Below are 12,830 nucleotides of genomic sequence, written 5' to 3' on the forward strand. Positions count from 1 at the left end.
GATGGATCGTACTGACAACTGCGTCAGGTCGCTCTTTCGCCACATATCCGTCTCGGATAGAGTGGCATCATACGCGAAGAGCACTACATATCTTCACGTTCAGAAAAAACAATTCGGAGCCCGTCCATGTTGTTTCGATGCCTTGCGTTCGTGGCTCTGTTCACCGCTGCATTTACTTTCAGCGCCGTCGCACAGCCCAAGGAAAAGTCCCAATCAGGGTTGCTGGTTGAGCTGAATGCCGTTCAGGACGTTACCGACGCCTGCAGACTGACTTTTTTGATAATGAATGAAACCGAGTCCGTTATAGAAAAAGCAGTATTTGAAACGGTTATTTTTGACACAAATGGGCAGGTTGTCAGCCTTTCTCTGTTCGATTTCCGCGAACTGCCAGCCGATAGACCCAGAGTGCGTCAATTCGATCTGCCCACAAGAGCCTGCAGTTCAGTGGGGCAAGTGCTGATAAATGGTGCCAATACTTGTGTTGTCGGCGGATCGGAAAGTGACATATGTCGAAACGCGCTGAAGCTGAACAGCCGTGTTAAAATGGAGCTTTTGGGATGAGCCCGGTAGCAGCTTTGCGTGAAATCCTTAACCTGGGCGGCCCAGTCGTAGCGATCCTGCTTGTAATGTCTGTTCTGACGCTGGCTGTGACGATTTACAAACTCTGGCAGTTCGCGGCTTGCGGAGTTGGGCGGCACCGGGTTTTGTCCAAGGCGCTTCAGGCGTGGGATGCAGGGGATCCAGGCGCCGCGCGATCTCGCTTGAATGAAAGCAGTAGTTACCTGGCACCCATTGTTAGTGCAGCGATGGATGCACGGAACGTGCCCGGTATCGAAGATCGACTTGACGCCGAAGCAGGGTTGGCGCTTGCCCGCCTGGAACGCGGGTTCCGACTGCTGGATACTGTAGCGCAGCTTGCACCGCTGCTTGGGCTTTTTGGCACGGTGCTTGGCATGATCAACGCGTTCCAGAGCCTTCAGAGCGCTGGCTCAGCCGTCGATCCGTCACTGTTGGCGGGTGGAATTTGGGTTGCGCTGGTCACCACTGCAGTTGGGCTTGCAGTAGCAATGCCCACCTCAATGGTTCTTTCATGGTTTGAAAGCCGTACAGCGCGAGAAAGAGTGTTCGCAGACAAGGCCCTGCGCACAATATTGGTGCCGGGTCAGTCGATACAGCCAGTGGACGGGGCGAGCGCGCCGATAGCAGCTCCGGAACATGCGTAGGACCGCCCCATTTGTTCGGCGACGAATGTCGATGACACCGCTCATCGACGTTATTTTCTTGCTTTTACTGTTTTTCATGTTGTCTTCAACGTTTTCCCGCTTCGCCGAGATCGAATTGATCAACGCGACAGCAGGTGTTGCAGACGTGCCCGAACCCGCCGACAGGGTCTTTTTGCTACTGGGTTCACAACGACTGATTCTGAACGGCACTGTCACGACATTGGATGAAGTGGCCAGTCAGATCGGAACCGGGCAAGTGCTGGTCAGTTTGGACATCGATACATCGGCCCAACGACTGGTGGATCTTCTTGTTCGATTGCGCGGACAAGATGGGCTTACCGTTACGGTACTGGAATAAAACCATGATCCGTGCAACACGCCCACGCATCAAACGCGACTCAACAATTCCGCTGATCAATGTCGTTTTCCTGATGCTGATCTATTTCCTATTGGCTGGTACGCTGGCCCCGCCGTTGGACCCCGATCTTGAACTGATAGACACGGCCGAGCTCGAGGGGCGCGATCCACCTGATGCTATAATCCTGCATTCGGACGGGACTCTGAGTTTTCGTGGGCTACCGACTGACCCCGAGTCTTATCTATCGCGGAATAGCGCGGGACCGGTCCGAATTGTTCCCGACAAGAACGTGTCTGGGCAACGTCTGATCGAAGTTACCGGAGTACTTCGTCGGTTGGGCGCACCTTCTGTGTTTCTTGTAACACGTCAGGCTCTGGAATGATCAGAACCTCCGTTTTCGTCGCTGCAATGGCGATTACGCTTTCGCTAATGTTACACCTGTTGGGTTTGAGCCTAACCGCGCCTAGACTTACAGAAAAAAAAGTCATTGAAAGCCGGGCTAATAGCCTTGAATTGAGCACTGCGTTTGAAGAATTCGTCGATGCTCCACCAGAGCAGGTTCAACCAGAACAGGCGGAGGTGCCGGAACCGTCGGTTGACTCCACAGCAGAACCAGAACCAGCCGAAGTTCCAACAAGTGACGTACTTGTCGCGTCGCCAGAACCGCAAAATGTCCCGTCCCCCGACACAGGGACTTCGACAATCATTCAACCGGAGGCTCCGCAATCGCCCGTTACCGATACGCAGGGTCAGGCAGATGACAACGAGGCAGAAACTGCCGAACCCGTCGCGTCCGCGCCCGTCACTCCCGATACTTCAGCAGAAGCGCCGGTTGAAGCTACCGAAGCAGCAGCACCGGTTGCCGAGCCCGTTGCTGAGTTACCAACTGCAAAAGAGCCAGAAGAATTTGCGGCCCTGCCCCCGCCGCAACCTCTTACAGTTCCTGTTGAAAACCAGACGGTCGTTACTGAAACACCGGACGTGCCCGTCGCCCCAATAACACCCGAAGACACCGAAGGATCCGAAGAAGATGCAGAGTCCGAGCAGGCAGTTGTATCTTCATTAAGGCCGCGCCTTCCAGACCGCCGACCTCGTCAGACATCACCAAGCGCTTTGGACCCATCAAGGAATTTTGACAACTTGCGCTTTCCGGACCAAACCATTGACTCGCCTCTCACCGTGTATCGCCGTGAAGGACTTGACACATTCAGACAAGATCGCGGCGGAAACCGATCAGGCGGTCTTGGTCCTGGGAATTCGGACAGAACAAACTATGCCGGCCAGGTGTTGGTGCATCTGAACCGCGCACCGCTCGTTTATGTTGCAACCCGCGGGTTTGCTCAGGTTTTTTTTGAGATTAACCCTGACGGTACCTTGGCATGGGTAGACGTTGTCGACAGCTCGGGTGCGCCTGATGTCGAACGCGCGGCAAAAGAACAAGTGCGCAGCGCAGCACCTTTTCCACGGCCACCAGGGGGCGTCAGTCGAAAGCTGTCTTTTTTCTATCAGATCAGGTGAAACGTCTTCTGAATGTATTAAGGCAGCTTTGCGCTAACCGGGTTTTGATTCTTCAAATTGGGCCGATTACCTTACCAGGTATTGCAACCAAGCGTCAAAAGCATTGGCCAGAGACATTCTGGAGCAGGTCACTATAACCTTGATCTGTTTTCACCTTGCCCAAAGTAACTTCTGCTATTTTGCTCCCAAAGCCTGACCGCTTTCATCAAAGAAATGCAGGCTTTCCTGCGGAAAATGCAGGCCAACCTTCGTTCCGGGTGTCAGGTCTGTATCCCCGTTTAACCGAACAGTCACTTTTTCTTCCGCCCCGCAATCGATAATTAAAAATGTGTCCGCACCAAGATATTCAATTACCTCAATGACCCCGTCACTTTGCCCATCACCTGGTGCGACCACACTTATGTGTTCGGGTCGGATACCCAGCTTAATGGCCTCGCCGGACAGCGTGAATTCACCACTTCCGCCTTGCTCCAGTTCGTAACGACCGTTCCGCGTCTTGCATGGTAGAATATTCATCTTTGGGCTGCCGATGAACTGAGCCACAAACAGATTTGCCGGACGTTCGTAAAGTTCGCGTGGTGAACCCACCTGAGCAATTGTACCGTATTCTAGAACGACAATCCGATCGGCCAGAGTCATCGCCTCGACCTGATCGTGCGTCACATAAATCATTGTGCGTTTGAGATTTTGATGAAGTTTGGCGATCTCATAACGCATTTCGACCCGCAAAGCCGCATCAAGGTTCGAAAGTGGTTCATCAAACAAAAATGCTGTGGGATCACGCACAATGGATCGGCCAATTGCAACCCGCTGTCGCTGCCCTCCGGAAAGGTCTTTGGGGCGTCTTTCCAGAAATGGACCAAGTTTTAGAACGTCGGCCGCTTTGCTAACCTGCCTATCTATTTCTGCTTTCTGGACACCAGCAACCTTGAGGGAGAAACCCATGTTTTCTGCAACTGTCAGATGCGGATACAGCGCATAAGATTGAAAGACCATTGTCAGGCCACGCTTGGACGGGGGGTGGTCTGTTACGTCGCTATCATTTATTAATAGTGACCCCCGCGAAATATCTTCGAGCCCACCTATCATGCGAAGCAAAGTCGACTTGCCACAGCCAGATGGACCAACGAAGACGATGAATTCCCCTTCTTCGATTTTCAGGTCAACACCTTTGATAACCTGCGCGGAACCAAACCATTTTTCGACCGACTTTAGTTCGATGCTACCCATTAGTCCCTCCCTGCCCAGTGAAGCCAAACAGCTGCTGTCCACGTGAACGCATTGCCGCCCGCCGGGCTGCCAGAAATCGGGTCGAAATACTCTGCAAACCCATATGTAGAGATTAATTCTTTAGTCTTTACACGCAGTTCTTCCGCCCGTTGTTCATGACCCATTTCCGCCAAACCGAACCCGATCATCATGTTCATGAACGCCCATGTTGGACCGCGCCAATATCGTCGCGCATCAAAGTTCGGCATGGACGTATCATAGCTTGGAACGGGAAAAGGTACCGACGCCAATACCGCCTTCAATCGATCCAACATTTTTTCTGATTCAATCCCTGCGTACCAACAAAGGTACGAAGCGTTCGAAATGCTGCCTGACCATTCTTTGGTCCTTGCATCACGCGAGTCAAAAACGCCCAAATCTTCGTTCCAAAGTGAGCTTGCACCTACTTCCAAGTCAGCGATATCCGCGCCCAGACCTTCGGCGTCCAATCCCAGTTGTTCACTAATGGCCAACAAGTCCCTCGCCGCCCGCAATGTCGTGAATGTCATTGTCGGATCTGCAACACGAAACGGATTTTGCGTTAACAGGGCTTGCTGGTCCCATCCAGCCTGACGACCGATTTGAACCAGTTTTATGTAACGGTCATAGTCGAATTTGGTGGGTCGATCCTCGCTGTTTACATGACTCGTGTCACGACGCTGGTATTCACCGACATCCGAGGCATCTATGCGCGCCATCGCTTTGTCCCAGTCGGGCGCATTGTCACGTCCGGCTTCCCAGGGATGGGTCGTGCAAACAGCGCCATGATCATCCAGGCGCCACTTCATAATCCACCGATGCCAAGCCAGCATTTGGGGGAAAAGCTCGCGAATGCGCGCTTCTCCGGCGTCGGTGTCTTGTTCCCAGATTTTCCGGGCCATCGTTGCTGCGAGGGGTGGTTGAATGATTCCAGAGGAAGGTATCGGTCCGTCGCACCCCCACACATCAGGACCGGGGAAGTATCCGTCATCTTGTTGATGAAACAAGATATGAGGAACCATTCCGTCGGTCCATTGGCCTGTGAACAACGTCTCGATTTCGATCCAGGCTCGGTCAATATCAAACTGGGCAAAGCCCAGCGCGGCAATCGCGCTGTCCCAATTCCATTGATATGGATAGAGACCCTCGGTCGGGATCGTGTACCCACCGCGGTCATTTGAAATCAGGATGTTTCGCGCCTCGCGATCAGGGTTCGTATGTTGATTCATCAGTGTCATCCTTTGACGGACCCCGCAGTCAGGCCCTTGGTCATGAAACGTTCGAGTCCTAAAAACAGCGCCATAATCGGAACGGTGGCAATCACCGCACCGGCCATCAGGTGCTGTCGTGGAATTTCTGAGGAATTCAACATTGTGACCCCTCGGGTAAGTGTGAATTTGGACGGGTCATCCAAAAGCATGAAAGCCAACAGGAATTCGTTCCAAGCAATCATAAAGACGTATAGAGACACCGAAGCCAGCGCAGGTAAGCTAAGCGGAAGTGTAATTTTCCAGATTACCGAAATGCGCGAAAGCCCATCCATTAGACCCGCCTCTTCAATTTCTGTCGGTAAGCCGCGGAAATAACCCTGCAGCATATAAAGTGCGACCGGGATCGTTGTGACCGGATAAATCATAACGATGCCAAGTATCGAATTGCGCAGACCTGTCAGTGAGAAGGCGATATAGATCGGCAACGCCAGAACGATCATCGGCACCATGTAAATCAACAAGATCGAGCGCGAGAAAGCCTTTTGTCCTTTGAACCGAAACCGCGCCACCGCATAGGCACCTGGTACGCTGAACAACAAAGTGATGAACACCGTCAGCACCGAGACATAGAATGACGTCCAAAGATAGGTACCGAAATTGAAGTCGCGGAACAGTTCGGTATAGCTGCGGAACAGCGCGGTGCCTTGACTAAGATCCAGTGAAAAATCCAAGGGGTTCTGAAGTAGCGCCTGTTGCGACTTCAAACTCGTCATAACCATCACGTAGAAGGGTATGACAACGATTGCCGTGAAGAATATATATCCGAAACCGGTACAAAAGCGGATCACCGCATCTTCGTATTCATGACGAGTTAGCTCTCCAAATGGCAGTTCCTTTAGGATTTCTGCCATCGACAAATGCATCACCAAGGCGATTGACCCCACGGTGATCAACAACGCCAAAAGTGTGGTTCCAGACCCAATCAGAACAGGTCCGACCCCTGTCAGGCAAGACAAACCCAAAAACAACGCAACTCCCAAACGTGCAGTCGCATGCCGGACCGGAAAGCGGACATAGATCAACCCGGCAACCGCGCCCCAAATCAGGCTGAACAGAACCTGCGGACGAAATGCAGCACCAGTGGCAAAGGACATGGTGACCGCTACGGTTGTCGCAATAACGACCAACCAAAGTGCGCCAAGGAGAGGGCCGGTTACAAATCCATTGCGCATCACAAGCCCTCCTCTCGGCTGATAAATCGGAAGAAGACAAAGCTGAACGCAAGTAAACACATCAGGATTACAACCGCGACTGCAGCGCCAGCCCCAATGTTAGAGATCGCAAAAGCCTGCTCATAGACATTCACGGTCAGGGTACGCGTACCTGCATTGCCACCGGTCAACAAAAAGATGTCGTCGAACTTGTTGAATGTCCAAATGAACCGCAAAAGGAACAGCACCGATAGAATGCCCAATAATTGAGGGATACTCAGCAACCAAAACTTCTGAAACGGAGAGGCACCATCCATATCTGCGGCCTCGTACATGCTGGAGTCGATTGACTGCATCCGGGCTAGAATGAACAGGAAAGATAAAGGGAAATAACGCCAGATCTCGAACACCGTAACCATGATCAAAGCGAGCGGGCGTTCACCAAAAAAGTTGATCGGATCCTCACTAATGCCCATCTGCACCAACAACGCATTGGCCGAGCCTGAAAATGGGTCGAACAAAGTGACCCAGGTAAATGCGACGGCGATGACTGGCGCGACATAAGGGAACAAGTAAAGGCCCCGGATAAAGCCCTGACCCCGAAAACTTTTGTTCAGCAAAAGGGCCGCGAAAAGGCCCATAACCAAGGCGCCGATGGTACCGAAAACAGTATAAAAAAGGGTCACCCACAAAACGCCCCAAAATTCTGAACCGTCAAAGACCCTGGCAAAGTTTTCAAGGCTGAACTCAAAATTGGTCAGAATATTCGGGCCGCTTCCGGTCAAAATTGGTACAGATCCTTCCACCAAATTTTCGAAAGATTCCGCTTCGCCATCAATTGCGACCGGAATTCGGATACGCTCGCGCTGACCGCCCTCGAGTGTGCCAAAATCACAGAATAGATCGCGCCCTTCTAATTGGCATGGAGCAGTGATCTCGGATGTCGGAGTCATGCCCTCAGGGAGAGTGTCACTGATCGTCACTCCCGCGACTGCAATCTCCTGGCTGGAATTGCGCAGACGGTACTCAATCCGCAGGTCCTCACCGGAACCGCGCAGACTCTCGCGCACCACTGGCGCAGGTGGGCGAAGGTCAGATAGGGTAAAAGGTTTGAAACTGATCCAGATAATGGCCAGCAAAGGCAAGATCACAACCAGTGAGACGCTGATCAGTGTCGGGGCCAGAAGCGCCCATGCCAAACGCGCCTCGCGTTTCGCAAGCGCTCCCGTGCCGGTCGGAGGGACAGCCGAAGACATGGGATACCTCGATGGGTTGGGTGCAGCGACGCGAACGTCGCTGCGGTATTAACAAGCGGAACTTATTGAACTTTAGCGAGTTCTTCGTTCATCGCGGCAACAGCGGCCGCAGCATCGAGCTCATCGTCGATATACTGACGGACAATACGGTTGATCGCCTGGCTGTTAATCATTTTCGATGCCAGCGAGAGCTGACCTTCGGTGACTCCCCAACGCTGAGCGACATCCAAGCCTCCGACAATTTCATCGATCATGGCCTGGTCGTAAAGTTCACCCAAAGGTGCCTTGCGATCTACGCCGACCGGCAACTCTGCCCACGCTTCTGAGAACGCAGTCGGGTTGTCAGCATTTCCACGTCGGACGGGGAATTTACCTTCGGGCGCAATAGCCAATGTCTGGGTATAGCCCTGATCCATTGCGTATTTCACAAATTCCATGGCGGCATCGGTATCCGCATCATTGGTGATGCCGAAATACCGAACATCGCCCCATGCAGCTCCGTCCGGATTGGACGGGCCCGAAAAGTTGGTGACAATTCCAGTCTTGCTGGCCAAATCGCGAGAGGTCGGATCATCGTTGATGGTGGGCGGAGCGCTGTCGCGAAGGCCGGCCAATTCGTCCAGAATAAACGGCGACCAGATGATCATTGCCGCCTTGCCATCAAAGTAAAGTTCGCGCGACTGCTTCCAATACAGTTCCCCCGGAGGCGAAGCTTTGGAAATGGCTTTGTAAAAGTCCAGTACCTCTGTTGTTTTGGCCTCGTCCAACGGCTGGAAACCGTCCGGACCAACTGGGCTAACTCCGTTTGCCAGGAAAACATGTTCCAACACTTGGCTCATGAAGTTTTCGTCCACCTTGGTGGCTGCAACGAATCCATACATGTCCGGCGGACTATGCAGAGCTTCCAAGGCAGCCTCGACCGCAGCATAAGAACTCGGCGCGTCTAACCCCTTCTCGTCAAACAAATCTTTGCGGTACACAACCATTTGGGTCCAGCCGTCGACCGGCACGGATGCCGTTTCGCCGTTGAACGCTGCCATTGCAAGAGCTCCCGGAGCGAAAGTATCTGCGCCTAGCTCCTCAACCACTTCTGTTGCCGCTTCTGTGTCCAGAATACCCGCTTCAGCCCAAGGCAGAGCATACTGCAACGGATGATAAACAACGTCCGGCAGATCGCCTGCTGCAAATGCGGCTGTGGCACGTGTTCCCAGATCGGTTTCGGTCACCGGGATGACTTCGACAGTAGTTCCGGTTTCAGCCTTGAATTGATCAGCCATTTCCTGCTGCTTTGCCAACCGTTCGGGTTGCTCTTCCGTCGTCCAAAAACGGATCGTGTCCGCGTGCGCAGATACCGCTGCCAGTATCAACGCAAGCGATGATCCAAGCATCAGCCTGGATGCCTTGGGTGTAAGTTTCATAGTCGGTCTCCTCCCCGGTTATGATCATTGAGATTTACAATTTTTAGCGCCAGATCCTCGGACGTCAGCCGCGGCGGCCCATCGGATTGTCGTTCTATAAGAACAGCTTCGCTGAGTTCGCGTAAGTCTTTAGGTTGCTCGCCCCGCGTCTGGCGGATCAGCAATGTTGCAAGCCGCTCCCCTGCCCGATGCGAGTCCACACTGAACGTCGTGAGCCCCGGACTGACATATTGGCACTCCGGGATGCCGTCGTACCCAATGACGGAAACATCGCGTCCGATTTCCAGATCCAAATCCCTACAAACAGAATAACAGCCTAAAGCAGCCAAGTCGGTCGCAAAAACGATAGCCGTCGGCGGGTTTTTCAGGTTCATCAAAGCCCGCGCTTCCAAAGCTCCTTCTTCGCGCGTGCGCGCGCCATCCCGGATTAATTCAGGATCAAATTCCAAGCCCGCGGCTTTCAGACCGTCAACATATCCGTCGCGGCGCAGGTGACTGTAATTGAACTTCGGATCACTACCGACGTAACCAATGCTGCTGTGTCCGAATTCGGCCAAACGAATGACCGCGTTTCTGATCGCCGTTTCACCGGAAATATCGAACCAAGAGGTATTTTCCATTGCTGCGGCTTGACCGTATCCAGTCCGCCCATAAAGGATAAACGGTACCTTCAGCTCCCTTAGGTATTCAACTCGGGCATCATCAACTTCCGTTCGCGGCAGAATAAACCCGTCGGCCTTGCGTTCTTCAACAAGCCTGCCCAGGACCTTGAGCATGTCCTTTTCTGACTTCGCCGTGGAAATAGTCATGGTCCAGTCAAACGAACTGGCTGCTTCACAAGCTCCGGAAAGAAAATCCTGCAAAAACGGATTGTGCCTGTCGGGTTCTTCGCCATTAATAACCATCGCAATTGCCCGGACCTTACCTGTCCGGATAGCCTGCGCGTGGCTGAGCGGGCGATAACCCATCTTGCGCGCTGTGACCTCAACCCTTTTTCGCGTCGCGTCCGAAATATCCGAGTAACCGTTCAGCGCGCGCGACACGGTGCTTTTCGAAAGCCCTAGGTGATAAGCCAGCTCATCAAGCTTCACCCGCCCTGTTGCGGACGCCGCACGAAGCTGGGATTCGCCTTTTTGCGCAGTGGGATTCGTCATCATTCTTTCATTTAGTCGCTCCGAAACCGGTTTCGGCAACTTAAAAATGACCGGAATTAACTAAAAGCCGAATTTTATGGCCGTAAGAGGAGCACCGACGCCAAGTAAGGTATTCTGCGCGAGAAAAGGACCAATCACCCCAGTCCTATGAGTTTGCGTTCAATCTTGATCGCCAGAAAACGCAGCATTTAATCTGCGAAGTTTTCGTCGATCAACACTTTCAACATAGGATTTTAACAAATCCCTTCAGTTCGCCATCACTTGTTCCAGCACCGGGAAATGCTGCACAACAGTCTCGGTTGGAATGTCCTTAGGCAAAAACTCCAAGACAACTACTGCATCTCGGTTCGTTTCAAGAACCTTGCCAGCCTGGGTGTTGACGACGAAATGCCGAGGCTGATGGCCAGACGCGTTAAGAGTGAACCAATTCACATTTTCAGCCCAACTCACCCCTTCATGTACACCTCGGTCCAAAACTTCCAATTTTCGAAGCAACACCTCGCGACTATAGCGAGACAACAATAAAAGCAGATGTTCGCGTGGAATCCATCCGCCATACGAATAGACTCCCGCAGACTTTTTCATCTGGCCAAATTCGTCGACCAAATCCGCCGCTTCTTCCTGAGATAGCCCATCGGTCACTTCGTAGTCGTAATACAGTTCAAGTACATTCCCAGGTTTTTGCACCACTTCAGAGACGCCATAGCTCTTTGGGTCCTTGGAGATCGGTGCATTATGCTCGTAGCTGAATACTCCAGTTCCCTCAGAATGGATGATATCCGCGTGATCAACTAGAAACTGGGCAGTTTCCATGGCTTCTTTGCGCGTTTCGGTAGGGAAACCGAAAAAGTTGAATGTGTGGTTCCAAATTCCAGCGTCATGCGCATCTTGCAGGTTCGCCAGCATTACGTCCTGAGTATTGTCCTTCTTCATGTGCCGCTGAATACGCTCATTTGCCGACTCCAAGCCGATATACAAAGAGCGAAAGCCAATGTCGTACATGCCCCTGTAGTGTTCAGGCTTAAAGTACTTTTCAAATTTATAAAGCCCGGTGAAATAGAACTTTCCTGGCGCAACGGTTTTTGGAAGATGCGTAAATAGTTTCGGCGGAATGGCTTCGTCATTCAGAGCGAAGTGTTTCACGCCGTATTTCTCGCTCAATTCCTCAATAGTTTCCGCGAAAGTTTGGGGCTGCAACATTCTGTACCGATCCCCATAGATCATCCCGTGGTAGCAGAACGCACATTTGTCCCAATAGCAGCCGCGTGTTGTCAGCATTGGAAGAACTGTTTCGGGCGAGTAATAGCTGTTGAGATCCAAATCGCTAAAATCCGGCACCGGTATCTGTTCTAACGTGACCTGAGGCGCCAGTTTAGTCTTAACGATCTTCCCGTTTTTCAACAGGCAAAGGTTACTGCTTGGAGTTGCAAACGGATCCGAACATTCGAGCAACTCAACCAATGGTGATTCACCCTCGTACCTTAAGACGAAATCGAAATATTTTTTGAAAAAATGAGAAATCATATTAGTTTTGTCGACAAGACGAGAGAAGACACTGCCACCTATTAAGATTGGTACATCCGGAAAGACCTCCTTCAATACTCGCGAAAGTGTCAAACCCGCCAAGATCTGTTCCTGACCAATCACCGACAAGCCAAAGTAACGTGGCTCATTTTTGACCGCCCTGACCTTTTCTCGAAAGAAGGATAGGAAAGGATTTATCTCAGGGTTCGAACAAAACTCGTCAATGCTGGGAATAGACGATAGAACATCTGAAGTCGACAAGCTTGAAGTACCGACCTCGACAACTGGTTCAGCGGTAGAGAAAGCAAAAAGTAAACGCTTGAACGCTGTCACAGCAGTATAAAATTCGTCAATCGTCCGCAGGCAGCGTTCGCTTTTCAAGCCTTTAGCTTGTTGAGACTTACGATCAAAATCGCTGAGTATACCCAATGCCAGCAAAGCTTGGTTACGATAGCTATCATGTTCTGGACCAAGGTCTTTTACATAACGGTCCAACCTGTCGATGGCCACTGGCAAACGCTGCCGCGAAATGAAGTAGTCGTAAAACTCCACATTCCAATCAGATTGCTTTACTGCGAACCCTCTTTCTACCAAAAAGGCTTTGAGCGCTGGCGTGCTGAGGAACGGCTGAAACGGCGACCATTGCGGTGGAAAAATGAGATGAATATCTAAATTTTCCATAATTTTATTCCCCGCGGAGAGACGGCAG

Annotated in this window: 12 protein-coding genes; 5 read left to right on the forward strand and 7 right to left on the reverse strand. The window is 51.9% G+C overall.

The annotated features are described in order from the left end of the window. Positions 1–126: 126 nt before the first annotated feature. From AC2FNE_RS12865 to AC2FNE_RS12885, 5 genes are read left to right on the forward strand one after another with little or no spacing between them, the layout of a single operon-like run. Positions 127–561, forward strand: coding sequence for a hypothetical protein (locus AC2FNE_RS12865; RefSeq protein WP_254442491.1), 435 nt, complete (start codon positions 127–129; stop codon positions 559–561). Continuing rightward, a complete protein-coding gene (locus AC2FNE_RS12870) occupies positions 558–1,223 on the forward strand; it encodes a MotA/TolQ/ExbB proton channel family protein (protein WP_170473150.1) in 666 nt (221 codons plus the stop codon). The genes AC2FNE_RS12865 and AC2FNE_RS12870 overlap by 4 nt, the downstream gene beginning before the upstream one ends. Next, the gene (locus AC2FNE_RS12875) at positions 1,216–1,581 is read left to right on the forward strand and encodes a biopolymer transporter ExbD (protein ID WP_254442490.1); all 366 of its coding nucleotides are present in this window, start codon (positions 1,216–1,218) and stop codon (positions 1,579–1,581) included. Before AC2FNE_RS12870 ends, AC2FNE_RS12875 begins: the two co-directional genes overlap by 8 nt. A gap of 4 nt (positions 1,582–1,585) precedes the next feature. Next, positions 1,586–1,963 carry an ExbD/TolR family protein gene (locus tag AC2FNE_RS12880; RefSeq protein ID WP_170604988.1) on the forward strand — a complete coding sequence of 126 codons (378 nt, stop codon included), beginning with the start codon at positions 1,586–1,588 and terminating at the stop codon, positions 1,961–1,963. Next, a complete protein-coding gene (locus AC2FNE_RS12885; protein ID WP_496805514.1) occupies positions 1,960–3,099 on the forward strand; it encodes an energy transducer TonB family protein in 1,140 nt (379 codons plus the stop codon). The genes AC2FNE_RS12880 and AC2FNE_RS12885 overlap by 4 nt, the downstream gene beginning before the upstream one ends. Positions 3,100–3,273: 174 nt before the next feature. Here the strand turns inward: AC2FNE_RS12885 and AC2FNE_RS12890 are convergent, their stop codons facing one another. The 7 genes from AC2FNE_RS12890 to AC2FNE_RS12920 form a co-directional block, all read right to left on the reverse strand. Beyond that, entirely contained in the window at positions 3,274–4,329 is a 1,056-nt protein-coding gene (locus tag AC2FNE_RS12890) for an ABC transporter ATP-binding protein (RefSeq protein ID WP_170604984.1), read from the reverse strand. Next, the gene (locus AC2FNE_RS12895) at positions 4,329–5,576 is read right to left on the reverse strand and encodes an MGH1-like glycoside hydrolase domain-containing protein (RefSeq protein WP_496805515.1); all 1,248 of its coding nucleotides are present in this window, start codon (positions 5,574–5,576) and stop codon (positions 4,329–4,331) included. Before AC2FNE_RS12895 ends, AC2FNE_RS12890 begins: the two co-directional genes overlap by 1 nt. A gap of 5 nt (positions 5,577–5,581) precedes the next feature. Then, on the reverse strand, positions 5,582–6,790 hold the full coding sequence (locus AC2FNE_RS12900; RefSeq protein WP_496805516.1) for a carbohydrate ABC transporter permease: 1,209 nt from the start codon (positions 6,788–6,790) through the stop codon (positions 5,582–5,584). Next, entirely contained in the window at positions 6,790–8,025 is a 1,236-nt protein-coding gene (locus tag AC2FNE_RS12905) for a carbohydrate ABC transporter permease (RefSeq protein WP_170604979.1), read from the reverse strand. Before AC2FNE_RS12905 ends, AC2FNE_RS12900 begins: the two co-directional genes overlap by 1 nt. A gap of 62 nt (positions 8,026–8,087) precedes the next feature. After that, positions 8,088–9,443 (reverse strand): ABC transporter substrate-binding protein, encoded by a 1,356-nt coding sequence (locus AC2FNE_RS12910; protein WP_170473169.1) that lies wholly within the window; start codon positions 9,441–9,443, stop codon positions 8,088–8,090. After that, positions 9,440–10,597 carry a substrate-binding domain-containing protein gene (locus AC2FNE_RS12915; RefSeq protein ID WP_170605306.1) on the reverse strand — a complete coding sequence of 386 codons (1,158 nt, stop codon included), beginning with the start codon at positions 10,595–10,597 and terminating at the stop codon, positions 9,440–9,442. The genes AC2FNE_RS12910 and AC2FNE_RS12915 overlap by 4 nt, the downstream gene beginning before the upstream one ends. 246 nt (positions 10,598–10,843) lie before the next feature. Next, positions 10,844–12,802, reverse strand: coding sequence for a B12-binding domain-containing radical SAM protein (locus AC2FNE_RS12920; RefSeq protein ID WP_170604977.1), 1,959 nt, complete (start codon positions 12,800–12,802; stop codon positions 10,844–10,846). Positions 12,803–12,830 lie beyond the last annotated feature (28 nt).

This window comes from Ruegeria sp. YKSD179, from assembly GCF_059612885.1.

What these genes read in the sequence shown, in the direction of transcription:
- AC2FNE_RS12865 (WP_254442491.1), top strand. Translation starts at nt 127, where the DNA reads ATGTTGTTTCGATGCCTTGCGTTCGTGGCTCTGTTCACCGCTGCATTT.
- AC2FNE_RS12870 (WP_170473150.1), top strand. Translation starts at nt 558, where the DNA reads ATGAGCCCGGTAGCAGCTTTGCGTGAAATCCTTAACCTGGGCGGCCCA.
- AC2FNE_RS12875 (WP_254442490.1), top strand. Translation starts at nt 1,216, where the DNA reads ATGCGTAGGACCGCCCCATTTGTTCGGCGACGAATGTCGATGACACCG.
- AC2FNE_RS12880 (WP_170604988.1), top strand. Translation starts at nt 1,586, where the DNA reads ATGATCCGTGCAACACGCCCACGCATCAAACGCGACTCAACAATTCCG.
- AC2FNE_RS12885 (WP_496805514.1), top strand. Translation starts at nt 1,960, where the DNA reads ATGATCAGAACCTCCGTTTTCGTCGCTGCAATGGCGATTACGCTTTCG.
- AC2FNE_RS12890 (WP_170604984.1), bottom strand. Translation starts at nt 4,329, where the DNA reads ATGGGTAGCATCGAACTAAAGTCGGTCGAAAAATGGTTTGGTTCCGCG.
- AC2FNE_RS12895 (WP_496805515.1), bottom strand. Translation starts at nt 5,576, where the DNA reads ATGAATCAACATACGAACCCTGATCGCGAGGCGCGAAACATCCTGATT.
- AC2FNE_RS12900 (WP_496805516.1), bottom strand. Translation starts at nt 6,790, where the DNA reads ATGCGCAATGGATTTGTAACCGGCCCTCTCCTTGGCGCACTTTGGTTG.
- AC2FNE_RS12905 (WP_170604979.1), bottom strand. Translation starts at nt 8,025, where the DNA reads ATGTCTTCGGCTGTCCCTCCGACCGGCACGGGAGCGCTTGCGAAACGC.
- AC2FNE_RS12910 (WP_170473169.1), bottom strand. Translation starts at nt 9,443, where the DNA reads ATGAAACTTACACCCAAGGCATCCAGGCTGATGCTTGGATCATCGCTT.
- AC2FNE_RS12915 (WP_170605306.1), bottom strand. Translation starts at nt 10,597, where the DNA reads ATGACGAATCCCACTGCGCAAAAAGGCGAATCCCAGCTTCGTGCGGCG.
- AC2FNE_RS12920 (WP_170604977.1), bottom strand. Translation starts at nt 12,802, where the DNA reads ATGGAAAATTTAGATATTCATCTCATTTTTCCACCGCAATGGTCGCCG.